Consider the following 25,974-nt stretch of genomic DNA (forward strand, 5'->3'; position numbering starts at 1 on the left):
AGGAAATCGCTTGCTCGCCGGGGATCCCGACGAGAGATTTCCGAACCTCATCGTCGAGCCGCAGCACCGGAACAAGCAGGACCTTCCGACTCACTTACTTCTCACCGATCGCCCTCCTAAGCTCTTGCTTGGCTTCATCCTCGCCGGAGAGGACGAGGCGATCGCAACCGGCGACGAGGATCTCCTCACCCTGCGTCGCCATCGGAACCTCGCGATCGTGAGTCCTCGTCAATTCCTCAAGCGATTGCATGAGAGCCAATGAGTTGACCTCCTCGCCGGCCCGGCAACCACGGTACTTACCCCTTTCGTCTTCCAGCCACTATCGAGCCGGCGCAGCCTGCACCAAGATCATCTGCAATGATCAGTCGCTGCGATTGCGATGGAGAGTCGCGGAGCTCTTACCCCACCTTATAGCCCTTGCCTTCCAAACAGACACCATAGGCGCGGTTGAACTGTTGCTGTTCCTGCTGCCGCTCGGCAGAGGCCTCCTGCACCTCGCGTTGATATTCCATCTCCGCACGGCGATGGCGAATCGCGCCGGCTCCTCCCCCGACCCCCGCCCCGATCGCCGCGCCTTTAGCGGCATTGCCGCCGATCGCGCCCCCGATCGCGCCGACGGCCGCGCCGCGCGCCGCGCCGCGCACGGCTTGCCCCTGTTCGGGAGGCGGTGGCGCCGCGGCCATTGACGTCTGGTTCGGATCAATGCCCGTTTGCTCTTTTGCCCACTTGTAGCAGGTAAACTGGTCGAGCTCCTGTTGATCCTTGCTCTGTCCCTTTTCAGGGAAGATGAACACTTCGGCCTGGACGTCGACTGAGACTCCGATCAGGCCGCTCAACAGCGCCGTTCCGATAAGACACACGACAGGTTTCATAAGCTCCTCCGAATCGTACATGGTGATGTGATCCTGGTGTTGTGGTGATGGTCTCGTTAGTGCTTGTCCGGGATTCGATACGTCAATGACGGCCATGTCGCAATGCCTTCACCATCTTGTTCCGCGCTCTGGAACCCGGTGACCGTCGTGATCTGGCGGACCAAGATGCGTGAAATCATCTCGCCTTCTCCGGTGATGCCCTCGAACTTGCCGGTGCCTCCGACAATCGTAAAGGGTCCGCGACAGCCTTCGAGATCGCCTTTGCACGTAAATCTCGCATAGACGCGATTGCCCTCCTCATCGGTCAGGATGCAGCGCCCCTGCCCTGCCTTGGTCATCGATTTCAGATCGCCTTCGGCGGTTGCGGGACAGACGATCGACGCGGCGTGCAAGGCGCCTTTGCCGTCCTCCACGTAAAACGTTCCGCTGTAGACGCCGACCAAATAGGCTTGGTCCTGACCGACCGGAAAGACAAACGACCGCGCCTTCCATGTCGCCGCCGCCTTGACCGCTCCTTCTTCCGCACCGGCAACCGCGTCGACGCTCGCGACTACCGCAAGCATCGCAAGCACTAACCCCATCATTCTTGTCTTCATACTGTCCCTCCTCTGTTGTTTCACCGAACGTTCTTGTTGAAATCCATGATCTCACCGAGGATCGATCACGGTCCCGGCAACATTGACATCTTCAGCCTGCGCTTTTCACCAACCGAAATCCCAGATGGTTCGTCCCTGTGTCCAGCTCACCCTTCCCTCGCCCGCCTGCAATATAGCGCGCACAGTATTGGTCGGTACAGAGGAATGAGCCGCCCTTATGCACTTTGTTCTTCACGCAAGACTGGCACAGATTCATATGACTTGTATTTTTGAACCCCTTGTGCAAAAGTGCAAGCCATGAAATATATCGACCGGCAACAGGCAGCGCGTCTTCAAACCCTCCTTCGGTCTTTTCCGGCCGTGCTCCTCGTCGGTCCCCGTCAGTGCGGCAAGAGCACTCTGGCACATCACGCGCTCCCTGGTTGGATGCATCTCGATCTCGACCGCCCGGCCGACATCGCTCTGCTGGCCGCTGATCTCGAGGGATTCTTCGACGCTCACCCTCACAAGGTCGTCATCGACGAGGCCCAGCGGCTACCCGAAGTCTTTCCCGTCCTGCGTCACGTGATCGACCGTTCGCGGGGCAAAGGTCGCTTCCTCCTGTTGGGATCGGCAAGCCCAGCCATCATGCAGTCGGTTTCCGAGACGCTGGCCGGCCGGGTAGCGCTCCTTGAACTCACCCCTCTCCTCTGCTCGGAGCTGACCGGCACCGCCCGATCAGCCGACCGCTGGTTCTGGGGTGGGTTTCCACCGATCCACGGTTTACGGAACTCGGACGCGCGCAGCGAGTGGCTCAACGCCTATGTCTCAACTTTTCTTGAACGCGACCTCCCTGCCCTCGGCATTGGACTGCCAGCACGGCGGCTCCGGGTGCTATGGACGATGCTGACCCATATCCACGGCAATCTTTTAAACGTCAGCGACCTTGCGCGGTCACTGGCCGTGTCCTCCCACACGATCGCGGGTGACCTGGATGTGCTCGATGGAGCATTCATGCTCCGCCGTCTCCCGCCGTACTACGCCAATGTGCAAAAGCGCCTGACGAAGAGTGTCAAGCTCTACGTGCGGGACACGGGTTTGCTGCACTTCTTGGCCGGCTTGCGCCGCCCCCCGGAGTTGGCAACGTGGTCCAGGCGAGGCGCGTCGTTCGAAGGTCTGGTGATCGAAGAACTCGCGGCCCTCGCCGCGCGCCGGCTGGTTCGCCCTGAGTTGTTCTTCTGGCGAACACAGGCCGGCGCCGAGGTGGACCTCCTGATTGTCGAAGGCCGACGCATCCTGCCGATTGAAATCAAAGCCGGCTCGGCAGTGGACCGCTACGCCGTCGCCGGACTGCGACAATGCATGAAGGATCTGGGCCTGCGCCGAGGTGTGGTCGTCTCGACGACACGAGAACGACGCCGCCTGTCTCCGGACATAGAGATCATCCCCTGGGCCGACATTACTTCCGGTCAGATCAAACTGTTCTGATTCCCTCTCAGAGACATCGCTCACAGACTTTTCTCCAATCCATCTGGACACCTGCGCCGTTCATCAGGCCTCTCGCACCAACCGAAATCCCAGATGGTTCGTCCCTGTGTCCAGCTCGCCCTTCCCGCGCCCGCCTGCAATATAGCGCGCACAGTATTGGTCGGTACAGAGGAATGAGCCGCCCTTATGCACTTTCTTCTTCACCCCTGGTTCGCTGGGATCGAAACTGTCGGACGGCCCCTGCGGGTTGCGCGCGACCGGTCCCTGAGCGGCCAAGATCCGATAATAGTCATGCCGATACCAATCGTTGGTCCACTCCCAGACATTGCCCGCAATATCGAAGAGCCCATAGCCGTTCGATGGAAAGGATGCGACAGGGGCGGCATGTTGGTACCCATCCTCGTTCGTGTTCTGGTCGGGGAAATGCCCTTGAAATGTATTGGCCATGAACTTCCCCTTCGGTTTCAGTTCATCGCCCCAGGGATAGGGTTTGCGGTCGAGTCCACCGCGTGCGGCTGATTCAAACTCGGCCTCGGTGGGCAGGCGCTTCCCTGCCCAGGTTGCGTAGGCCAGCGCGTCTTCGTAGGCGATATGGACGACGGGATAGTGTCCACGGTCTTTGATGTGACTCTGCGGTCCCTCCGGATGGCGCCAGCTCGCTCCCTTCACATAACTCCACCATTGGAAATGATCGTTCAGTCGTACAGGACTGTCGGGCGGCGAGAAGACGACCGAGCCCGGTACGAGATTCTCCGGCGGCGCGCCGGGAAAATCCTCCGCCCGCGGCGCCCGCTCGGCGACCGTCATGTACTTGGTCGCGTTCACGAATCGGGCGAACTGCTCGTTCGTGACTTCGGTCTTGTCCATCCAAAAGCCCTCGACGTACACGCGATGCCAGGGCTGCGCGTCCGGGAACTCGTCTGCGCCCATCCAGAACTCGCCTCCCGGGATCCAGGCCATTCCGTCCGGCGCAGGCCCGGGCGGGGCTGGTTTGTTTTGCGTTGATCCTGGGACCGGTTGGGCCGTTGAGACTTCGACGGCAGCGGCGTCTTTGCCGGCAGATTGAGAATTGCGATTCGCCTTGGCGGACGAGATGCCCATGTCGCAGGTCATAACGGTCGAGGCTGGTGACGACCGCGAACCGTCGTAAAACCAGTGCCAAAGACCTGCGGCGACGAGCCCGCCGAATACAACCGTAGAAACCGCCCATGAGAGCCGCGACATGGTGGGCATTGTCCCTTCTGGTGAGCTGCTGAAGCAAGTTCATTCTGCTGCAAGTTTCTTGAGACAAGCCACTCAATCTTGGCGTCAAGAAATGAACGGTGCCCGGACGACAAACGCGCATTATTCACGATGGTTCGTCGCGCAATCGCCAACCGAGGTCCACAGCGCGAGGAATAAGGAGCGCCACGTGTGTGGACGCCGGCGAGATGGTGAGCCGGCGGTGTCTTGGCTCGAGGGGACGTGAAGAACGGAGGCAGACTCGGCTCAGTCCACATGGTTCCTTCCTGTATCCGGTTCGCCTTTTCCTCGGCCTCCCGCGATATAGCGCGCCCAATACTGGTCGGCGCAAAGGAATGAGCCGCCCTTGTGGCTCTTTTTCTGGACGACGCCCCAAGGTTGACACACGCTCCATATTCGGCGATATTGGATTGCATGGAATACATTTCTCGAATGATTGAAAAGCGGCTGGCGGACATGCTGGCGCGCGGCAGGTCGGCACTGCCCTGGCAGGACATCCCGTCGGTCATCGAGGAATTCCTCGGATAACCCAACCACGCGACCAGCACCGCCTTCGCCACACCGAGTTTCTCGCTTCCATCCATGTCCTTGCTTGTGGTGTCTTCACTCGATTCGCTTCACGCTTGTTGGTCTCCTCGAAGTCGGGCCACATCCTCATCAATCAGCCATTGTCTCGCACCGGCATGAGACGCATGATTATTGTTCCTCCGTAGATTGGATATGCGTTTTTCATCATTCACCTCACACATGGTCTTCGTGCGTTGAGTCAATCAGTCGGACAAGGTTTTCCGCTTGGAGGCTTCATGCATGGCACGGTCGATCCCACCACCGCCGGCGGTTTTCAGCTCCTTCAATTCGATCGTGACCTTGTGAATCTTGCCGGTGAACTTGTTGTCGCGCGCTTTGTAGTCTTCCGTGACCGGAGTCCCTTCATCGACGCCGACATCGGCCCCCTCATCGGCCGAATAGACACAGCATTGGGTATGCTCGATCCGACCGTCGGCGACCTTATCCCCATTAACCGAGAGTATGCCCATACCGCCTTTGCCTGGTCCCCCACCGTCGTAGTCAAATTCGTACCGAATTGCAGCCTTCCCCGTGCCAAGCGCCTGCGGAGATGAAATGGTAAAGCGCTGCAGGCCGACGAAGTTGTAGGTGTAAGTCGGCTTGCCGTCCTTCACATACAGACTCCAACCTCCGAAGCGCCCGGCTTGAGCGAGGATGACGCCGTCGGCGCCTCCCTCAGGAATTTCCACTTCTGCTGTGATCGTGTGCGAGCGGTTCTTCGTGTTGATGAATACGTTCTCCGACATACCGGTCATACCTTCATACAGGGTCAAGGTCGTACGACCGGCCATCAAATCCGGTCGCCCCGCAGTGGCGGCATTCATGCGCTCCAACACGCGATCGTCGATGGGGAGCACGTGATACTTCACCGCCTCCTTCATGAAGACTGCCTGTAGCTCTTTGAGCTTTGCCGGATTCTTGCCAGCCAAGTCCGTGGTCAGGCTGAAATCCTTGTGCGTGTCATAGAGTTCCCACTTGTCGTCCGCGAGGCTTTGCCGCGGTTCATATTCCCATGGAGCCCGATGGACGGTCCCGGCGAACCACCCATCGACGTAAATGCCCCGGTTGCCCATCATCTCGAAGTATTGAATGGGTCGGCGGCTCTTCGCCTTCGCATCGTTGAAGGTGTAGACCATGCTGACGCCTTCGATCGGAGACTGTTTGGTCCCATTGACCATCTTCGGTTCCGGCAACTTCGCGGCTTCCAGGACCGTCGGCGCAATGTCGATCACATGATGGAACTGGCTCCGCACCTCGCCCCTGGCCTTAACGGCCTTGGGCCAGTGAATCACCATCCCATTTCGGGTACCGCCAAAATTCGATGCGACCTGCTTGGTCCAGGTGAAGGGCGTATCGCCTGCGACAGCCCATCCGGCGGCCATGTGGTTGTAGGACATCGGCCCACCGAGCTCGTCATAATGTTGCAGGATGCTCTCGACGGTTTCCGGCACACGATTGAAGTAGGTGTACTCGTTGAACAGGCCGTTCATCCCTCCCTCGGCGCTGGTCCCGTTATCGCCGCAGATGTACATGATCAACGTGTTCGCCATCTGACCGGTTTCTTCGAGCGCATGGATCAGTCGGCCGATCTCGCTGTCTGTGTATTCGGCGAAGCCGGCGAAGATCTCCATCTGACGCGCGAAGAGTTTCTTTTCGTCGGCGCTGAGTGTGTCCCAGTTCTTGATGGCCTCAGGTTTGGGCGCGAGTCTGGTGCCGGCAGGCACGACACCCAACTTGATCTGGCGGGCCAACGTCTCTTCCCGGAATTGATCCCACCCTCCGTCGAACTTCCCTTTGTACGTTGCGATCCATTCTTTCGGCACATGGTGCGGCGCATGGGTGGCGCCCGGCGCAAAGTAGATGAAAAACGGCCTGTCGGGCGTGAGCGATTTCTGGTACTGCATCCAGTGAATCGCCTGGTTCGTCATGTCTGTCATGAGGTGATACTTCGGATCGTTCGGCAACTCCACCCGTGCAAATCCGTCATAGAGGGCCGGCGCCCATTGGTTGGCTTCACCGCCGATGAAGCCATAAAACTTGTCGAAGCCCGACCGGGTCGGCCAGCGATCGGTGGGACCCGATGGACTCACCTCCCAGGCCGCTGTTTCATGATTCTTGCCGAAAAAGGCCGTGTTGTAGCCGTTCAGCCGCAACATCTCCGCGAGCGGCGCCACGCTATTGGGGCGTTGACCGGTGTTGCCAGGAAAGGCCGTTGCGGCCTCCGTGATCGCGCCCATATTGTTCGTGTGATGGTTGCGGCCACTGAGCAAGGCCGCGCGGGTAGGCGAGCACAACGCGGTGGTATGAAACTGGTTATACCGCAAGCCGTTATCGGCGAGACGTTCCACGGTCGGCATGTGAATGGGTCCGCCGAACGCGCTGGACATGCCGAAGCCGAAGTCGTCAATGAGCACGATCAGGACGTTCGGAGCCTTGGCCGGCGCCTTGATCTCGAACCGCGGCGGCGCCTTGACGTTGCGCGCATCGAACGTGGTGATCGTCGGGCGTTTCGGCTCCTGGATCGGCAGCACCGTGCGGTCAATGCCTCGCCCTTGCTCAGCGCCGGCCCTGATCTTTGTCGAAGGGTCGAGCTTGTCGGCTGCGTACGCGAAGTCATTTGCGAGGGTTACACCCGCCCCCAATGTCAGTAGAGCAGCAGTGACAGCCAAAAAGTTTGGACAGGGTCTCATCGCAGTTTTTCTCCTATCGAACGGCTTACCCGCCACACGATTCACCGTGATTGCTGTGAGCAATCACGGTCGTTTCGGTCAGGAATCACGACTATGGCTAATTCCCGGGCGTGTACCATATCGGACTCGTGTAGGCTCTTTCCTGGAGCATCATCGCCGTGCCAGGCAGCGGCTTGCTGCCAAGGCGTTTTGCATCGTAGGCCGTCCAGCGCGGGGTCGGGATTTCGATCACGCGCGCATAATAAAACGCGCGCTGGCCTGCGTCGAAGTCCGGGTCTCTCCATACCGTGATCAGTTCCGGATCGCCGATGGTGTTGGTCCAGGTCGCATTGGCCACATCCACCGTGTTCCCAACGGACGACAATTTGCCCTCTTTTCCCGGCTTGCGTTTGTCCGCGTCGCCCCAGACGACGTCATAGATTTTCTCATGCACTTCGCCCTTGGCATCCAGCCACCCCTTGATGATCTGGATCCGATCCAGGTTGGCCCCGATGGGGTCTTTCAGCGCCGCAACGAGGAAGGTCGGGACCTTCCCTTTCGGAGCGTCGGTCAAATCGCCGCCCATCGGCACGCCCTTGGTATACCCGACGGCTGCGGGTAGCCGATTGTGCATATCGGGGGACTCAAAGTCCCAACCGCCGAAAAACCGCACGATCATGCGGGAACCGGTCGTCGCGTAGGTCTCGCGGCGTTTCATTGCGTCGAAGATCGCTTCGCGCGTGTTCTCCGTCGCCCAAACTGCGGCGTAGCCGGAGGCGGAAACCTCCCAATCCATCACCTTGACGCCGGTCTTAGGATTGCTGAAGAACGCCCTCGTCATACGCTCAGGGCTTGGCTCCTGCGGCGCCGTCTTGCCGAAGAAGTTATCCTCTTCCATCGCGGTGAGGCCGTTGTGCGCATCGCTCCCGCCGACAAGGCCGAACTTGTACGGATTGACGCCGAGCTGCGCTTCGAGCTTGAGACCATTTTTATAGGCCGAGCGCGCATATTCAAACTCAAGCATCTCGGGCTTCTTGGCTTCGGTGCCGTCGAGGTTGCCTTTGTCCCAAATCTCGAAATTGGCGAATTCATCGGTCGGCGAGAGGACCGGATGCGCCTCGCCGGTGCCTTTGGTCTGCGTGACTTCATACAGCCGTTCCCATTTCATGCGTGTCTCGGCATACTCCTGATCGATCTTTTTCCCGAAGGTCTCGACCATGGGAAACATCCGGCCATTGCTCACATTGCCGTTATGGGCGATCGCCAGCACTTCGCTCCCGGTCTTGTCTTCCGTGGCCGCCATCCACTTCCATAGATCCACCGGGTTGTCGCTGCCGAGCGGCTTCAGCGTGGTGAAGGGCTCCACGAGACTTGCCTTCGCACCGTTCTCGCGGAAGATGACGTTCCGGTGCAGGTTGTTGCCGCCCGTGTTCGAGGTCCATTCGTAGCCGATGAAAGCTGTAAATCGACCGGGATCGTTATAGGCTTCCGCCGCCTTGATGACCTCCTGCCAGGCCGAGCGATAGGCGCGAGTGCCAGGAAGAGGAAATCCCTTGGGAAGTTGTCCTTTTCCGAAACTGACGATGATGTCGATCGCAGCCTCTGCGCCATGGCCGGATCTGATCTGGTCATACCATTTTCTACCTTGTGGAGTGGCTAACAATTCGGGATCGCCGCTCATCAACTGCGGAAAGAATCCAAACCCGTCAGAGTGGTCCGACACCACCAACCAGTCGAGCGGCCGGGAGAGCTTCACTGGTTGGCCGGTATTCGACACGAGCTCCTCGCCTCTGGCAAAGCGGTAGGCATCTCGTGGCGTCAGCCTTGCACCAAAGGCGCCCGCATCCATTGAAAACGACGTGTGCAGATGCTGGTCGCCGAACAACGGCCTGGTGGGGAAATTGCGCCCCGCATAGGGCGAATAGGCCGGCTTAGATGGATGAACCTTTTCAAGCGCGGCCTTGTCGGCCGATCCGATATCGCTCTGTTCATGCGCCAAGGCCCATGGCGCAGTACTGAGACCGACCAGTAAGACCGCAACGGCTGACATGCGAAACGGTGACATGGCTACCTCCTTAAAACTGCCCTATACGTTGAATAACCCAGAACATCGCTACAGTCCCGATGGCGTAGGCCGGTGCCCACTCTATCCAGGGCGGGAGCGGCCTACGAAGAAGACGGACGAGAGCCATCGCGCTGAGCACGGCGGCAATAAACAGGAGTTGTCCAGCCTCAACGCCGAGGTTAAAAAACAACAAGGCGACCGGAATCTGTCCTTGCGGCAGGCCCACCTCGCTCAACGCCCCTGCGAAGCCGAAGCCGTGCAGCAACCCGAAGGCAAACGCCACGATCCAGGGCGCACGGGCCGTGAGCCCTCCCCGCCCGTTGCATCCGCGGATGATCTCGGCCGCCACAAAGACGATCGAGAGTGCGATGACCGCCTCCACGGGCGCCTGCGGCACCTCCACAAATCCGAGCGCGGCCAGGGCGAGCGTAATGCTGTGCGCGATCGTAAAGGCCGTGATGGTCTTCACCAGGCGCCACGTTCCTTGGGTGATGATCAGGAGGGCCAGCACGAACGAGAGATGATCGATGCCCCGCAAAATATGCTCGACGCCGAGCTTGAGGTACAGGCCCGCGACCATCAGGCCGGATTGGCCTGCGGGAATCACCGCCGCCGGTTGTTGAGGTGTCAGCCGTTGCGTCCAGCTCGTGCCGTCGGCAAATTCGGCCCGCACCAGCGCATCGGTCATCGTTCGTTCCAGCCCGACAAGGCGCACCGATTGGCCGCGCAAGGGGTCGATCGACTTCATCCGCCAGATCTGGATCGCTGCGCCGCCGGTCTCGCGCCTGACGACCGGTGCGGACTTTTCTGTTCGCCCTGAGAATTCCACCGACAACGCCAGCCGCATCTCTCCACGCATCGGCGTCTTCCAGAGCACGGCAAACTCGCCGGAGACAGTTTCGTGCAGTTCAAGGTAGGCCGGCCTCACTTCATGGGCAGCGGCCGGAACGGTGAGGAATACCAGCAGCATCAAGACGATGCCGACCTTCATTGAGCCACCTTCGCGAAGGGGCCTATCAGCGGCCGGACTGTTTCATCGACGACGACCTCATACTTTTTCAACAGGCCGGCAAAAAACTGTTCGTTCGCCCTGGCTTGTTGCGCACGGTGCCAGTCCTCCAGTACCTGAGTCCGCACCTCTCCGAAGGGACGCACCACGGGGCTCTCCCGCCCATTGACCCTCACCAGGTGAAATCCATAGGCCGAGGGGACCGGCCCCAGCCATCGATCCGGTTCCAAGGCAAAGACCTGTCGGGCAAACTGTTCCCCAAAGAGGGTTGACAGCGTTTGCTCGTCCAACGTGGCGTAATCGCGGTCCAGCAACGTGTAGTCGCCCAATTGCGCGGGACCATGTTGGGCGACTCGGGCAAGTCCGGTTCTCGCTCCGGCCTCCGTCTTGAAGAAGATTTGCGTAAAGGAAATGCGCGCGGGAGTTCTGTAACGAGCCGTTTCCGCGTCATAGAGTCGGCGCAACTCATCTCCTCCCGGCTCAGCCAACCGAGCAGTGTCTTGCACGAGAAATTCCATCTTCTGCGCCAGCCGGCGGCGGACGATGGTATCGTTGTCGTCCAGCCCGATTGCTTTGGCTTCGCGGGCGAGAAGTTCCTCTTTCACATAGTCTGCGACAAGGCCTCGAAGTTCCTCTTCGCTCGGCTGTCTCTGCCACTGCCTTGTCCAGGTCTCCGCGAGCCAGTTCACCTCCGCAGCGGTCACGCGCACCACACGCGGCTCATCTCCGACTCCCCGATTGATCCAGCCATGGGCGCCGAACAGCAATCCACCCAGAATCAGGAAATGCACCAATGGTTCGCTGAACCAACGTCTCATGGCGATACCGTTAATGCGCTCCTATCAACGTCCCACCGCTCATTTCATGCCGGCCAAGACGTCTACGAGCGCCTTGTCTGCGAAGTCGATCTGTATAATCCCGTGGCGAGGATAGTCGAGGTCGATGATGATGTAGATCGTCGTGGTCATCACCAGCGCAAACGCCAGCAGGTGAAGTCCGACTTGACGAGTGTGGGTACCGGCAATAACGTATCCAGCCAAGAGGGAACAGACCAGACTCAGCAGCAAAAGCATGGCCATGATGAGCTTCGGGGTATGAGTGAGAGCCGCGATGGCGCGGCTGGTGGTCACGTCGATCATCTCGTTCAACGCCGGCAGTACGACGATCATCGTATCGGGAGGAGCCTCTCCTAGCGCGGCGATTGTTCCCACCCAAATCTCCTGCTGGAGCCTGGTCGCGATGACCATCTGCTCCTCCGACGCTTTGACGTCCGGCAGTCGGCTGGTCATGGCGATCCTGGCTTCCACGTACCGGCGGTAGACGTCTCTCAGCGCCGCTTGCCGGGAAGTCGGAAGCAGATCCAGGCGCAAGTAGGACGTTCCAATGGCATTGGCTTCATCCACGACAAGTTGCCTGCGGAGCTCGTATCGCTGCGCGGCGCCTGAAAAGGTGAACGCGATCATCAGGCCCATCAGCCCAAAGATCGCGGCTTCCACGGCGGAGAGCCGGGGGTGGGTTGAATCCATCGCGTCAGCCCGGTCTCGACGACCCAGCCGTTGCCCGATAAGCAGGCACATGATCATGCCGACGAAGAGCCCGATGAGCAGTAGCTCCGCGCTCGCGTTGTAGCTCATGCTCGATAACTGTTCTCCAGCCCGTCGAGGCTCTGGATGATGGTGCTCCGGCCCTGTCGATCGATGTCGCAGGGGCCGGAGCGGACCGATCAGACTCGCAGACTCGATCAGAACTTGGCGGCCGCGTTGCGGAGGTCGGCCGATTTGGGATTACTGACCGCGTGCTTGACGACGATGTCCGTCGGCCGCACCGGTTTCCCATAGTAGGCTTCGTTGGAAGCATCGGAGACCGCAATGATAGAGCCGTCTACCGACATTCCGACGAAGGCCCCTTTCTTCTTCGCATAGCCGACGAGGTCCGCGGTGATCCCTTTGACGCCCCCTCCTTCACCGACCGGGCCGATCGCCATGCCGGCGTCAAGCCCGAGTTTGAATTCGTTGCGATAGAACTGTTCCAGCCCTCTCTGGGTCACCACGACAATGATCATCTCCGATACGTCGCCTCCGGCCTGCAGGCCGAAGCTGGCACTGCCGATGTTGTAAAAAGCCGGCTCGGACCATTTCTTCGTAGCCTCATCACGGACGAGCAACACCCCGCTCCCCCCGGCCCCGCCGAAGACGAAGGCGCCACGGACGAATTGCGGCACGATGTAGATGGCTTTGGTTTCCTTTCTCAGATCACGGAGCGCCGGTCCCGTGCTGGGATCTGCGAGGAGACCTTCCAACGTCAGCTTGGATTTGTCCACGAGCTGCTGCTGTTCTACTGAGCCCTCTGCTAGGGCCGGCACGGCGCCACCCGCAACCACTGTTCCGGCAAGAACCGCTGCGAGGAGAGCTCGGGTGAATATGCCGAATCGCTGTTGCTCACAAAACCGCATCTTGGAACCTCCTTATGGTTGACTGGCTGCTCGGTTGTTTTCCTTCGTGCAAAACGCGACGGACCATAGCCAATAATAAAAAACGAGTCAATATATAAAATGTTAGGACATGGTGAAGCTCTTGGTAGCTACGCGCTCGCGTTGGAACTCATCTCACGCGGCCCGCTCTGTTTCCCGTTCTGGCCCTCGATCAATCAACTCGCCTCCTTCGCCGATCCCGCGCCATCCGCCCCCTTGCTCCATCCGCCCGCCCCCTTGCCCCAGATAAAACTCACCTGAAAGAAATTAAGGTAGGTTCCGGGGAACGATCCGACAACCGCTCCGGCCAACGGCCCTCGGTTCTGAGCCGCCGGCATGTCGCCGGTGTAGGCCAGCTCGTAACTGAACGCGACGTTGAGGGTGGGACGGGCCTGCCATTCCGCCCCCAACCCGAACCGAAAGACCTGTCCCACCGGGAGCGTGACCGTGCGGTCCTGATTCTTCACCATGGAACTGTCCCACGCAAAACCGGTGTTGACCAGCCACTTGTCATTCAGCTGATACCGGTTTCCCAACGCGACATGGTAGGTATCCTGATAGTTGATGTCGGTCGTGAGGCTCGGATTCACATTGCCTCCGGTGATCCCGACATCCACCTTGCCGAACCGGCTCCATTGCTGCCATCCGAAATCCAGCATCATGGCCCACCGGTCCGTGAATTCGTGGTAGGAGCTGAGCACCACGGATTGGGGGACGGTCATCCCGAGATCGATTTCGTTGCCCAACAGGCCCCGATTTTGGATGGCCGCGAAGACCGGATTGGACAGGCCGGTGAAAGCAGGGACGGTGCCGAAATTGAGGCTGATCTGGGAGTAGTAGGTCACGCCGATCCTGGTGCCCTGCCTCGGCTCATAGAGCAAGCCGAAATTCCCGCCTGCTCCGACGGTCGTGTCCCGTGCTTGGAGCTCCCCATCGGGACGATTGGTGACGGCGAGCACATTGTTATTGATGGCGGCGCTGTAGTTCAGGTACCCGATCATGATGTTGGCCGCAGCCCCGATCGACCATTGCTCGTTGAGGCGATAGCTTGCCCCCGGCATGACGCTGACGCCGATCAATGTGTTCTCAAGTGCGTAGTAGCGACCGACCCACCCGGAGTCATAGTTCAGCGCGGACCCGAAATTCGAAAAGAGGCCCAGGCCCACTTTGACATCCTTGCCCAGTCCATGCGCGTAGAACCCGCTCAGGTTTGGCAGGAGGCCGACCGGATTGCCCCCGTCGTTGCCGGACACGGTGGTGCCAGGGCCTGGACTGAATCCTATGCTGGCATAGAGGAGCTGGGCGCCGCCTTGGAACTGGTTCCCTTCCAGCCGGCTCATTCCGGCGGGGTTCTTCAAGAGCGTGGCCGGGTCCTGCGCGCGCGCGGCCCATCCCGCGCTCGCCAGGCCGACATCCGAGGTGGCGATCTCGTAGAGCGAAAGGCCACCGCCGGCCTGTGCAAAAGTCGGAAGCAACGCTGCAACGGCCATGACCGTGATCGTGAGACGGCGTTTACGAATCGTCACGACTCACCTCCTATTTTGCTATCAGGCTGCGGAAAAACTCGATTTGTGTGCTTCGACGAGCTCAGCACGAACGGAAAACCTCAGTAAATTCAACGAGCACTCCGTTCGTCCTGAGGCTCTCGAAGGATGAACGGAGGGGGTTTCGCAGCCTGCTATCGCGTTAGACAGACGGAAGAAAAGCGAAAACAGGGATCCGCCACCGCCGTCTGGTGCTCCGGCCCCTGCCGATCGATGTCGCAGGGGCCGAACCGGACCAATCAGACTCGCAGCCGCGATCAGAACTTGGCGGCCGCGTTGCGGAGGTCGGCGGATTTGGGATTACTGACTGCGTGCTTCACGATGATGTCCGTCGGCCGCACCGGTTTCCCATAGTAGGCTTCGTTGGAATCATCGGAGACCGCAATGATAGAGCCATTCACCGACATTCCGACGAAGGCCCCTTTCTTTCTTGCATAGCCGATGAGGTCCGCGGTGATTCCTTTCATGGACCCTCCTTCACCGACCGGGCCTAGCGCCATGCTCGCGTCAAGCCCGAGCTTGAAATCATGGCGATAGAACTGTTCCAACCCTCTCTGGTTCCGCACGATAAAGATGGTCTCCGATACGTCGCCTCCGGCCTGCAGGCCGAAGCTCGCAGACCCGATGTTGTAAAAAGCTGGCTCGGACCATTTCTTCGTTGCCTCGTCACGGACGAGCAACACCCCGCTCCCCCCTGCCCCGCCGAAGATGAAGGCGCCACGGAGGATTTGCGGCACGATGTAGATGGCTTTGGTGTCCTGTTTCAGATCACGGAGCGCCGGTCCCATGCTGGGATCTGCCAAAAAGCTTTCCAGCGTCATCTTGGCCTTGTCCACGAGCTGCTGCTGCTCCACAGCATCCTCGGCTAGGGCGGACAGGGTTCCACCCAAAGCCACTGTTCCGGTAAGAACTGCTGCGAGGAGAAGTCGAATGGACGTGCCGAATTGCTGCCGATCAAACAATCGAATCATGGTACCCCCTTGTGGTTGACTGTCCGCTCTGTTGTGTTTGCGTTGTGTTCGTTTATGCAAAACGGGACGGACCATAGCCAACAATACAAGACGAGTCAATGTATAAAGTGCTAGAACGTTGTCTACCCCTCACAGCCGGCCGGTCGCCTTCCGATCCCCATTCTTCATTCGCCGGAAGAGGGCTGGACAGAACGCTCTCGTTCACTTGCCTCGATGCGAGAGAATTCCCTGTTGTTCTGGTTCCCGGCCGGTCACAGGGTGCACCTCTGTCTTGCAAGCGGTCATTGATGGTCATAAAGCCATCAGCCATCTGAACAACCAAATGAATTGGGCACAGGGCTCGGAGCAGGTGTTTCACGCACCTGTCACTTCGTGCCGGCATGGAGCAGGAGAATCCGGCGTACCTCTTCGATGGTTTCAGGCTTTCCCTGCGTGGAATGGCTCGACCGCACAACCAGTTCGGACTCAACCCCGTCGATGTGGGCGCTCGAATACTCCACCACGCCGTCGTTGCCCTGTTCAACCGGCCCATCCCCTTCGACTGAAATAATCGAATGGGCCTTGATCGACGGAGCGACAGGAATTTTCTGAAGACCCTGAATAAAGGGATGGCTCGGCGCCATGTTGTCGACGGCAGTCGGGGCGACAGGAAGGCCCACGAGAGCGTCCCGATTCCTGAAGACGTCCTCAGAAACCTCAGTGGTGACGGGGGACGGGGTCAAGAGCCGTTGAACGAGGTTGCCGATGAATTTCCTCCCCGCCACGAAGCTGCCGCGATGCGGAGTGGAGATGAAGATGACGCGAGACACATCCGGTTGCGGTTCGAGGAAGAACCCCTTCTGCAGTAGCGCACGGGTCGAGTCCTTTAGCTCCAGCTCCTGGAGCGGTTTGCGACTCACGGCGTTCCAGAGCCGATCCCCGGTGCTGATCGCCTGCATTTTGACCAACAGGCCTCCCTGACTGTGCCCGATCAGCACCATCCGGCGCAAAGCCTGGTCTTTGCCTTCGGGGTCGAGCCGCGCCACCGCCTCGGTCAGGGCCTCGCGCAGATGGAGCGCGGACAGGGCGATGGGATTGCCGGAATCGTACTGGAAGAACCAGCACTGATAGCGGCTTCGTATCTCGTGGTCGCCGAGGAGCCGGTTGTACATTTCCATCCAACGGTAAGCGCTGGACGTCGTGCCGTGCACGAAGACCACTGGGATGAGCCCGGGATGATACGGAGTGCCGGAAACAAGTGGAGGCGGCTGATCCTTTCCGGTGAGCCGACCTAAGAACCTGGACACTTCGAGGTTCAGGATCGGCAGATTGTTAAACGTGAGCGCCAAAGCGGCTGTCGGTTCGTTCTCGAGTGGGATCTCCTCGCCGGCGATCGAGACCGCTTCCTCGTCCCAGGGGAGATGAACTTCAAGCGTACTCGTCAATGGGCGTCCCTGCACGAGATTTTGCCTCGCGTGAGGAATCCGGAGCAGAACGGTCAGCGGCACCTTCAGGCGCGGGGCCACCATATCCCGGCCAGGCCGTGACTCATCGATGGGTCGCGTAGAGGCAGCAAGCGGGACTCCCAACCCCGGGATATGATACCGCATCGCGAGACCTTCAACCTTCAGCTCGGAGCTCGGAATCAACTGATACAGGGCGCGATCTCCCGCGCGTAGGGCGGCCGAGTCGAAGGCCACGTCCATCTCTCCGAAGGGCAGGGCGAACTTGCCTCCCTTGAGGATGACTTCTGACCTGTCCTCCGAAGCGAACGCGCTGGTGAGTGCCCACTTGTACAGGTCGGCGGCAATCCGGAGGCGCGGGTCAAAACGCCCTGGGGCCAGACCCGTCTCCTCCGGGAATAGGAAGGCGTAGGCGTAGACTGCTGCCGCGAGACTGTAATCGGACCTTTTCGTCTTCTGCCCCTGCAGGAAGGAAAGCTCGGCCAAGGCAAACAGGAGGTCGGGATCTCCACGCTCCTGCACCATGGTCCGATGCAAGGCCGTGATAGAGGCGGCTGGGTATTCGTCGAATTTGTCGAACAGACCCTGCTCGAAGAGCACGTTGCGCGTCGGCCAGCTTGGGTCGCCAGTGGTGACGGCACTTCGGGCGAGATCGTAGCGGACGTCCTTGGGGTCGCCGCGAACCGCTGACACCTGCCCGGCGCATGCTGTGAGGAGCAGACACAGGGCACCGAGCAGGAGTGGTCTGCGGCAATCTATCGATGCACGCCTCGGAGTTGACACGGCCATGCGTTCAGGAGGAGACATGATCGCTAGGGGTAAGTACTCCTCCAGTTCGCATGACCGAGGACGAGTGGACAGGATTTTGGCACCTCGTGCGAATTAGTGTCGTGCGTCAAAAATTGCTTTATACAGCGCTCGTCCTGAGCCCTTCGACAAGCTCAGGGCCAACGGAAAAGTCAATACGCGTTAGAGGCACTACACTAGGTAGACGCGGCATGGTGCCCGATCTTGATTGACGAGTCAACACCCTCCGAGTAGACTCCCATCCCCTGTCGATCGAACCATCCTGGCCGGCAGCTCTGAGAATGATCTCAGCTTGCAGTGGACGCGGGAGGGAGAAGAGGAGACCGTGACTAAGACGAGAACCTGGCGCGAAAGTTTGATCATCAAGCTGCTGGTGTGGCCGCTGCTTCTGATAGGCATCGCCTGGGCATCGCTCGCGCTGTGGATCGACGGCCCGTCGAATCCCACGCTGAGCGCGATTTTCTCCATCACGTTCGCGGTCGGCTGCATCGCGCTTCTGATCCTGTTCCGCCCGTTCACCCGTGCGGTGCTCGTGTCAGCGATGGGGCTGGTGTTGGTCGTCGCCTGGTGGAGTCAGATTGCGCCGCGTCAAGACCGAAACTGGACCCCCGATGTAGCCCGGCTTTCCCGCGCCACGATCGAGGGAAGCCGAGTAACGATCGAGAATGTGCGCAACTTCGAGTATCGGAGCGAGACAGACTTTACGGACAAGTGGGAGACACGCACGTACGATCTCGACCGACTCCGAGGATTCGACATGTTTCTCTCGTTCTGGGGGCCCACGCTCATCGCTCACACGATCGCGAGCTGGGAGTTCGACGACACGCCGCCGCTCGCTATCTCGATTGAGACGCGGAAGGAGAAGGGCGAGTCCTACGACGCGCTCCGTGGATTTTTCCGGCAGTTCGAGCTGTACTACGTGGTGGCGGACGAGCGCGATGTGATCGGTGTGCGGGCGAACCAGCGGGGCGAACGCATGTACCTCTACCGGCTCCGGGTGCCCCAGGAGCGCGCCCGAGCGCTATTGCTGGATTATCTGGAAGAGATCAATCGTCTGGCGGAGCAGCCTGAGTGGTACAACGCCCTGATCCATAACTGCACGACCTCGATCCGCGTGCACGGTCAGCATATCGGGGAAGGGCGGCCCTGGGACTCGCGGATATTGTTGAACGGTCGGCTCGATGAGCTGGGGTATGAGCGGGGACGGCTCGATACCAGCTTACCCTTCCCGGAGCTGAAAAAACGGAGTGAGATCACCGAGAAGGCGAAGGCAGCCGGCTTGTCGCCCGACTTTTCCCGCTTGATTCGCGAGGGCCTGCCGGACCCGTCCTAACCTTGAACCGGATGGACCAGCTTTGAGCCAGGCGAGAAGTGTCGAACGGGAATCGCTATTATGAAGTGGTCATCCCGCGTATCTTCAATGAGCATGACCTTACCGCCGGCGCCATCCTGCGAATATCCAACCGTGCCAATCGCTCCCGACCGCGAAATCTTATTGCACCAACATGCGGCCCAGAAGAATCGTGAATATGGCGTGAACCGCCACCGCCGGCCATAACAGACTCCCGACCCATTCGCCACCGACGCCAAGGTAGGCAAGGTACAGCGTGGCGAACAGCCTGTAACACAGCATGCCCAGGACCGGCTGAAAGGCGCTGTTCGTATCGCTGTCCGGCCAACAGGCGACGCCTAAGGCGATCAGAGCGATGCCGGTCACGCGAGCGACCGGTATGCCCACGCCGTTCAGCTCTTGACCGAGCAACAACCGTCCAACGAGCGATGGGACCGCCAGCAATGCCACACCGGTGACGGCTTCGCCGGCAGCAGCAAGAACAAGCACCTTTTTCATCGCGACCTCCCTAGGCTTTCAAGCGAGTAACCCGGTCGGCGATAGCGAATGCTACCGACTATCGGCTTTCCCGTACTGTACCGACACGAGGTTGAGGGGCAGCTCGTTGAGCTTGCCCGTGAACATGAACGATACATCGTCACGATAGTCAGTGAGCGCGAGTGGGCTACGAGATTTCAAAGAGGGTCAAACCCCTTTAACTTGCAGCCCCCTTTACCTTACCGCACATGTGCCACGAGCGGACTCACCTTCCCGTCCCGTCTCGATCAGAACGACGGAAATACGTACCGCACGCCCGCTTCGACCTGCCAATCATACGCTCCCAGCACATCTCGTCCCCAGATACCGACTCCAGGGCGCACGAATGCCCCCCATCGACCTATGACATTCCTGCCGACCTCGAATTCAAGCGTCATGCTGGTTTTCGCTCCCCGTTCCCAGTCCACCTGCCAGACTCCCTGGACGATCGTCCACCATCGCTCGATCAAAAGGGTGTCAAGCTGCAGCGTATACTTTGTGAGTGAAACATCTTTCCGTGCCGGATCTCCACCCACCGTGGTCAAATGTTGTAATGTTCCAAAGAGCAAGGAATTCCAGTCCGGAAGGAATCGGGCCGTCGCCAGGACCGGGCCTACGTTATATTTGCCGAAACCCAGATCCGTCTCCGCTGCCGTTGGAAACGTGGAAATCGCACCAAGGAATACGGCGTACTCCGGAGTGTTGTACACACGCCAACCCGCCCCGACGACCATGTCCGACAGGCCTCGGAGATTGGCGGCGCCGGGACTATTCGGATCGACCCACTTGAGATACGGCAGCTCCATGCGCAGCAACCAGTTCTCGCGAAATGGAAGATCCACGCGAAAGACGGCGTCGGTTGCATGGGCCCCCTGCTGCAGGTTCTGATATTGTGCCGTCATCTGCACTCGGCCCACGATCGCCGTCGGATCGATCCCGAATTTCGCAGCAAGTCGCTTTAGACGCTCGGCTTCCGCGCTTTCTTCCTCGCTCAACAGCCTGGGCCTCAACCTGGGCGGCAGGAACCGAGGGTCGCGAGGCGGCCCTCCTTGATCAGTCTCCAGAGTGCTGTGCAACTCGTCCAATGCCGACCTTTCCTCAGGCGTTGTTTTCGCATCGGCTTTCTCTTGAGCCATCGGCTGCTCTTGCCCCCATACCGGCGATATGCAGCCCGATACCAGCCACGCAGTCAGAGAGAGCGCCGCCCAGGAAATGTTGCTCCGCCGGCCCATGGCCTGAAGCAGTCGCTTCTCTTCGGCGCTCACCGTCGAGGGTTCGAGCGTGATCGACCTTTGGGGATTCGTCATTGCCGAACATTACGCACCAATCGGATTCCCAAATGGTTCGTCTCTGTATCCGGTTCGCTTTTTCTTCGCCCGCCTGCAATAGAGCGCGCGCAATACTGGTCGGTGCAGAGGAAGGAGCCGTCCTTATGCACTTGGGTTTGCGCGCCTGGTTCGCTGGGATCGAAACTGTCTGCTGGTCTCTGCGCGGCCGACACCGACGGACCGACTTGGGCACCGCTCAGTCCGCGTAGGGACCCTTTGTATTTGTATAGGGTGGGATCGCCTGAGAGTCAACTGCAGGCGGGAGAGATGCTGGGAATTATCGGAGACGCAGGCCGACGAGCGGCACATTGCAAGGCGCTCCGGCCTTTGCTATCTTCTGCACCACGCCGTTCCGCAGCAGAGCAGCCGGAGTATGCTGTCGAGCATGTCCTTTCGTGCGCCTACACACATAGCGTTCCCTCGCTCAGGGCTCCGTGCTCGTTCCACCATCGGTTGCCGACCCTTCCGCCTCTGCGTCCTCGTGCTGTTGCTCGTCGGCGCGGCAATAGACAGGTCGTTCGCGGCCGAACAGCGAGCGATCCCGACGCCCACCGCCGCGTCGGAGTTGATCCCGATGGCCCCAGTAAGGCTGGATGGTCGAGTTCTGTTCAAAGTGCGCGGGGTCAGCGCCTTTCCGGCTGAGCAACGGGCCGGCCTCACCGAACAACGCCTGCGCGACATCGCCTCGAACGAAAGCCTCCCGCTGGACTCCCTCCATGTAGAGGAACGAAGAGACCGCTCTCTCCTCAAGTTCTCGGACGAGCTCGTGATGACGGTCTACGATGCTGATGCGGAGATCGAAGGGGTGTCACGCCATCTTCTAGCCGAGGCCTATCAACGCCGTATCAAGACCGAGCTCGCCGTCTACCGGCACGACAGGAATCCGGAGATCCTCCTCACTCATACGATCTATGCGGTGGGTGCGACCACGGCGTTCTTGCTGTCCGTGTATCTCTTAGTCCTGGGGTTCAGGCGCGCTGACCGGTTGCTGGAAAAACGATACCAGACGAAGGTGGAGAGCCTGCGCGGCAAGATCTTCCGGTTCGTAGAATCAGAACTGATCTGGAACGGCATCCGATCGTCGGGACAGCTCGTGCGCACGATGCTCATCCTCTTTCTGTTGTTCATCCATAGCCAGTTCGTCCTCGGCCTGTTTCCCTGGACGAAAGCGCTCTCAGCGAGACTCCTGTCGCTCGTGCTCGATCCACTCCAGACTATGGGACTGGCCGTCATCGATGCGGTGCCGAGGCTGATCTTCCTCGTCATCCTCGCGGTCGTCATTCGGTACACGCTCAAGCTGCTGAAGATGTATTTCACCGCCATTCAACAGGGCACGTTCTTCCTCAGTGGATTCGATGCCGACTGGGCGATGCCGACCTACCGCATTCTGCGAACGGTGACCATCGCCTTCGCATTGGTCGTCGCGTATCCGTACGTGCCGGGATCCGACTCGGAAGCGTTCAAAGGGATATCGATTCTGCTGGGCGTCATTTTTTCGCTCGGATCATCCTCGGTCGTCGCCAACACCATCGCGGGGTACACAATGATTTACCGCCGCGCCTTCAAAGTCGGCGACCGAGTCATGATCGACCAATTGGTCGGAGATGTGACCGCCATGCGGCTGCAAGTGACGCACCTGCGCTCCCTCAAGAACGAAGAAATCACGATCCCGAATTCCATGATTCTGAACAGCAGCGTCACGAATTTCAGCTCGCTCGCGCAGGAGCGAGGGCTGATCCTTCATGCGATCGTGGGAGTCGGTTACGAAACCTCCTGGCGACAGGTGGAAGCCCTGTTGCTCGAGGCGGCAAGGCGTACGGAGGGGGTGTTACAGAACCCTCCGCCGGTCGTCCTGCTGCCCTCGCTGGGCGACTTCGCGGTGCAATATGAATTGAACGTCCATTCAGATCGTCCCCAAGAAAGCCCCCAACTCTATGCCGCGCTGCACCACAACATCCTGGATCTCTTCAACGAGCACGGCGTGCAGATCATGACTCCGGCGTACCAGGACGATCCCGTAAAGCCCAAGATCGTGCCGAAGGACCAGTGGTTCGCGCCACCCGCCACGCCGCCCGCGACATGAGCGCGCACCCGGCCTGACCACTCCATTCGTCCCGAGGCTTTCGAAAGATAAACCGAGGGGTTTTCCGCAGCCTGTTAGAAAGCACCCGCGTCCTGTGCGGCCGCTAGAAACCTGTGTGTGCAATCGGTGATCCCCTCGCGAATCAAGATTCCATCCTGCGCCAGCATGTTCGGCCCCCTCTGCGCCGACGTGCAGTTCCAGGTAAAAAGCGTGCGCTCGCCCGACCGGACGGTAAAGTCGGCCACCAGGTCGAACGATCGTTCCTGTCCGCTTTTCCAGTCAACATAGAATCGTGTGATGGTGCCGGACACGACACGGTCGCTCGGCTCCGTTGTTCGGTACCCCGACCGGTCCAGCTCCTTGCGGAGAGCATCTGCGAAGAAGGAGCCGATTTCCTGCGCGAGGTACAACTTGCTTTTCGATGTAGGATCGGTTTCGACCTGATGCGGACGCACCCGATGCTCAACCGACGGTTGGTAGCGAAAGGGCACCGTGCCGACAGATCCCTGTCCTTTCAGAGGATTGGTCGGTTCGTACTTCAGCGAGATGATGCGGGGACAGCCTGTCGTCGTGACGACCAGAAGCAGCAGGCAGAACGTCCAGAGGAACGACCTGCGCGAACAGCGGTGCTTTCCGGCGATCACGCTCATAATCATCGGCCTTGCCTTTCGAAGATTGCGGGCATCATCGGTCACGGCGGCGACCTTCTATCCGTTCACTCAGATCCTCTCCATCTCACCTTCTTGCCCACCGCCTTGGCAGCCGATGAGTCCTATCGAAGGGCCGCGACAAGCTCTTCTGGTCTTGGTCGGGGAGATAGCTCTCCGTCGGCCATGCGGCGCTGTGCGCGCTCGAAAAACTCCTGCTCGTGAGACGGAGGCACCCCAAGGAGTTTTCCCATCGATTCCAAATACTCACCGCGCCCCTTGGCCATGTCCTGCAGCAGGTTCTCGGTGTTCACGGTCGCGAACGCGAGGGCCTTATACTCCTCCTTCAGCAAGCCATCGTCGCGATACCAATCGTTCGGCGTCGTGCTGGACAAGGTGTTCTTGATGCTGTCTGTTACAGTGCAGGCCGTCGAGAGCAGCAAACTGCCACACAACGCAAGGAATATGAGCAAACCGGTTGCAGAACGGATAGTCATGGTTCCAACCTCCTTCCTCATGTTGCAGACGGCTTCCCGAAAAGCGATGTGGACGATATCAGAGCCCCCTCATTTCATGCAATGCCTGGGGGTGGGATTTGGTAATAAACCTTCTATTTTAGAGCACCGCCCATGCTAGAGTGTGCGCTGATAGGGGCCTGTGCCGTTCCTGAACCACCAGCTCGTGAGGCAACATGGTGAAAACCTTGTCGATGATTCCGGTTTCCGTTCGAAGGACTCTGCGCGGTTTCTCGTTTCTGTTACCCCTGCTCCTCGGAGTGACGGCTTGCTCGGTGAACCCCGTGAGCCACAGGCCGGAACTGACCTTGATGACGGTGGAGCAGGAGAAGAAGATCGGCGCAGAGGAGGCTGAGAAGGTCGAACAGCAGATGGGGTTGTTGGATGATCCGGCGCTCACGGACTATCTCACCGTACTGGGTCAGAGGCTGACAACGGAGTCCCCCCGACAGAACGTGACCTATCGCTTCTACGTAGCCGACATGCCGGAACCCAATGCGTTCGCGCTTCCCGGCGGCTATGTCTATGTCACCCGTGGTTTGCTGGCACTGGTCACGTCGGAAGATGAACTGGCCGGCGTGGTCGGCCACGAGATCGGCCATGTGGCGGCACGACACTCAGTCCAAACGGTTTCCAAACAGGGTCCCTTCGCGGTCCTGTTCGGGATTGCATCTGGGCTAACCGGGATCGTCAGTCCACTCGTAGGACATCTCATCGGGGGCGTCGGCAATGTGGCGCAGAGTCTCGTGTTCTCCCCCTACAGCCGGTCGCAGGAGTCCGAGGCGGATAAGATCGGACAGGAGATGGCGGCCAAGGCCGGCTGGGACCCGGAGGGACTTTCCGTGTTTCTGAATACGTTGAGCCGGGAGGAAGATCTCTCCAGTAATAAGCCGCGCCGGACCAGTTTTTTCGATTCGCATCCCGCAACGCCCGACCGAGTAAAAAATACCAGCGAACATGCGAAACAGCTCACACGAGCGCCTCGCGAGCCGATCTCGTCCTCACGGGAGGCTTTCCTGGAACGACTCGACGGGATGGTCGTGGGACAACGGGCGGCCAACGGCATCGTCGAAGAATCTACCTTCCGTCATCCTGATCTGAACTTCTTCATCCAATTCCCGGATGGCTGGCGCGTTGAGAATACGCCCACCAAAATCGCCTCGGCGCCGAAGGACGGGCAGAGAGCGGTGGTGTTCCAGGCGGTGGCTGAGGGTCACGATCCACGCGAGGGAGTGCGGGCCATGGAGAACGCGAGCAAGACGCAGCTCAAGACCCGTCCGACGAACGTGAACGGGTTGCCGGCCGCTACGACCAGGTTTACCGAATCCAACCTCACCGTGGATCTGACCTGGATTGCGCATGGCGGAATGGTCTACCTGATCGCCGCAGTCGCGCCCACGAGAGAATTTCAAGGCATAGAGCCAGTCTTTCGCCAAGTGACAGAGAGCTTCCGGCCTCTGTCGCCGGAAGAACGGGCCGCCATCACCGAAGACCGCATCAGGCTGGTGAAAGCGCGGCAAGGGGAGACCGTGCGGGCCATCGCGGCTCGATCCAATAGCGTCTGGAAACCAGAACAGGTCGCGGTCGCCAACAATCTGACCGACTACGAACCGCTGCCCAAGGGCCACGTCATCAAGATCGTCGTATCGGAGCCGTACGAGGGAAAGAAAGAGTAGAGAATTCGTCATCGGACTGGCGAGAGCCCCGCGTCGAATGTGTTGGAGAATCGGGCTGACAATGAGCCACGGCGTGACTTGAACCTGGCTTTCCAGCTTGCGTCGAATGTAGCGCATGCATGAGAATTCTAAACTGT

The 25,974-nt window shown here is 59.6% G+C and carries 21 protein-coding genes; 5 read left to right on the plus strand and 16 right to left on the minus strand.

Translation table 11 applies throughout. From position 1 onward, the window contains the following. Positions 1 to 10: 10 nt before the first annotated feature. Positions 11 to 262: a hypothetical protein gene (locus P0119_08395; protein MDF0666078.1), complete on the plus strand. Its 252-nt coding sequence runs from the start codon at positions 11 to 13 to the stop codon at positions 260 to 262. A 136-nt stretch (positions 263 to 398) separates the two neighbouring features. Here P0119_08395 and P0119_08400 read toward each other — a convergent pair whose 3' ends face one another. Continuing rightward, positions 399 to 872 (minus strand): YMGG-like glycine zipper-containing protein, encoded by a 474-nt coding sequence (locus P0119_08400; GenBank protein MDF0666079.1) that lies wholly within the window; start codon positions 870 to 872, stop codon positions 399 to 401. 56 nt (positions 873 to 928) lie between these two features. Further along, positions 929 to 1,468 carry a hypothetical protein gene (locus tag P0119_08405; GenBank protein ID MDF0666080.1) on the minus strand — a complete coding sequence of 180 codons (540 nt, stop codon included), beginning with the start codon at positions 1,466 to 1,468 and terminating at the stop codon, positions 929 to 931. Positions 1,469 to 1,765: 297 nt separating this feature from the next. Between P0119_08405 and P0119_08410 the strand changes: the two genes are divergently transcribed. After that, a complete protein-coding gene (locus P0119_08410; GenBank protein ID MDF0666081.1) occupies positions 1,766 to 2,935 on the plus strand; it encodes an ATP-binding protein in 1,170 nt (389 codons plus the stop codon). Positions 2,936 to 2,998: 63 nt separating this feature from the next. Here the strand turns inward: P0119_08410 and P0119_08415 are convergent, their stop codons facing one another. The 10 genes from P0119_08415 to P0119_08460 form a co-directional block, all read right to left on the minus strand. Next, a complete protein-coding gene (locus P0119_08415; GenBank protein MDF0666082.1) occupies positions 2,999 to 4,168 on the minus strand; it encodes a formylglycine-generating enzyme family protein in 1,170 nt (389 codons plus the stop codon). 779 nt (positions 4,169 to 4,947) lie between these two features. Continuing rightward, complete coding sequence (locus P0119_08420) at positions 4,948 to 7,434, minus strand: arylsulfatase (GenBank protein MDF0666083.1); 2,487 nt, start codon at positions 7,432 to 7,434, stop codon at positions 4,948 to 4,950. A 97-nt stretch (positions 7,435 to 7,531) separates the two neighbouring features. Further along, positions 7,532 to 9,478 carry a DUF3604 domain-containing protein gene (locus tag P0119_08425; GenBank protein MDF0666084.1) on the minus strand — a complete coding sequence of 649 codons (1,947 nt, stop codon included), beginning with the start codon at positions 9,476 to 9,478 and terminating at the stop codon, positions 7,532 to 7,534. Between the two features lie 10 nt (positions 9,479 to 9,488). Continuing rightward, positions 9,489 to 10,469, minus strand: coding sequence for a HupE/UreJ family protein (locus P0119_08430; GenBank protein ID MDF0666085.1), 981 nt, complete (start codon positions 10,467 to 10,469; stop codon positions 9,489 to 9,491). Further along, the gene (locus tag P0119_08435) at positions 10,466 to 11,305 is read right to left on the minus strand and encodes a peptidylprolyl isomerase (GenBank protein ID MDF0666086.1); all 840 of its coding nucleotides are present in this window, start codon (positions 11,303 to 11,305) and stop codon (positions 10,466 to 10,468) included. Before P0119_08435 ends, P0119_08430 begins: the two co-directional genes overlap by 4 nt. A gap of 39 nt (positions 11,306 to 11,344) precedes the next feature. Continuing rightward, positions 11,345 to 12,121 carry a hypothetical protein gene (locus tag P0119_08440; protein ID MDF0666087.1) on the minus strand — a complete coding sequence of 259 codons (777 nt, stop codon included), beginning with the start codon at positions 12,119 to 12,121 and terminating at the stop codon, positions 11,345 to 11,347. Positions 12,122 to 12,228: 107 nt separating this feature from the next. Then, entirely contained in the window at positions 12,229 to 12,939 is a 711-nt protein-coding gene (locus tag P0119_08445) for a lipid-binding SYLF domain-containing protein (GenBank protein MDF0666088.1), read from the minus strand. Between the two features lie 194 nt (positions 12,940 to 13,133). Continuing rightward, positions 13,134 to 14,483: an outer membrane protein transport protein gene (locus P0119_08450; protein MDF0666089.1), complete on the minus strand. Its 1,350-nt coding sequence runs from the start codon at positions 14,481 to 14,483 to the stop codon at positions 13,134 to 13,136. 275 nt (positions 14,484 to 14,758) lie between these two features. Then, positions 14,759 to 15,472, minus strand: coding sequence for a lipid-binding SYLF domain-containing protein (locus tag P0119_08455; protein MDF0666090.1), 714 nt, complete (start codon positions 15,470 to 15,472; stop codon positions 14,759 to 14,761). Between the two features lie 365 nt (positions 15,473 to 15,837). After that, a complete protein-coding gene (locus P0119_08460) occupies positions 15,838 to 17,607 on the minus strand; it encodes an alpha/beta fold hydrolase (protein ID MDF0666091.1) in 1,770 nt (589 codons plus the stop codon). Positions 17,608 to 18,046: 439 nt separating this feature from the next. Between P0119_08460 and P0119_08465 the strand changes: the two genes are divergently transcribed. Further along, complete coding sequence (locus P0119_08465) at positions 18,047 to 19,054, plus strand: DUF4105 domain-containing protein (protein ID MDF0666092.1); 1,008 nt, start codon at positions 18,047 to 18,049, stop codon at positions 19,052 to 19,054. A 159-nt stretch (positions 19,055 to 19,213) separates the two neighbouring features. Here P0119_08465 and P0119_08470 read toward each other — a convergent pair whose 3' ends face one another. Both P0119_08470 and P0119_08475 read right to left on the minus strand, forming a co-directional pair. Further along, a complete protein-coding gene (locus P0119_08470; GenBank protein MDF0666093.1) occupies positions 19,214 to 19,570 on the minus strand; it encodes a hypothetical protein in 357 nt (118 codons plus the stop codon). 266 nt (positions 19,571 to 19,836) lie between these two features. Continuing rightward, a complete protein-coding gene (locus P0119_08475) occupies positions 19,837 to 20,895 on the minus strand; it encodes a hypothetical protein (GenBank protein ID MDF0666094.1) in 1,059 nt (352 codons plus the stop codon). Between the two features lie 394 nt (positions 20,896 to 21,289). On the opposite strand from P0119_08475, the gene P0119_08480 reads away from it, so the two are divergent. Then, entirely contained in the window at positions 21,290 to 22,999 is a 1,710-nt protein-coding gene (locus P0119_08480) for a mechanosensitive ion channel (GenBank protein MDF0666095.1), read from the plus strand. 74 nt (positions 23,000 to 23,073) lie between these two features. Here the strand turns inward: P0119_08480 and P0119_08485 are convergent, their stop codons facing one another. Both P0119_08485 and P0119_08490 read right to left on the minus strand, forming a co-directional pair. Further along, complete coding sequence (locus tag P0119_08485) at positions 23,074 to 23,694, minus strand: hypothetical protein (protein ID MDF0666096.1); 621 nt, start codon at positions 23,692 to 23,694, stop codon at positions 23,074 to 23,076. A 77-nt stretch (positions 23,695 to 23,771) separates the two neighbouring features. Beyond that, positions 23,772 to 24,143, minus strand: coding sequence for a DUF3015 family protein (locus tag P0119_08490; protein ID MDF0666097.1), 372 nt, complete (start codon positions 24,141 to 24,143; stop codon positions 23,772 to 23,774). 194 nt (positions 24,144 to 24,337) lie between these two features. Here P0119_08490 and P0119_08495 point away from each other — a divergent pair, with 194 nt between their 5' ends. Continuing rightward, positions 24,338 to 25,837 (plus strand): M48 family metalloprotease, encoded by a 1,500-nt coding sequence (locus tag P0119_08495; protein ID MDF0666098.1) that lies wholly within the window; start codon positions 24,338 to 24,340, stop codon positions 25,835 to 25,837. Positions 25,838 to 25,974 lie beyond the last annotated feature (137 nt).

The sequence above is a fragment of the Nitrospira sp. genome, assembly GCA_029194665.1.
Lineage (GTDB): Bacteria > Nitrospirota > Nitrospiria > Nitrospirales > Nitrospiraceae > Nitrospira_D.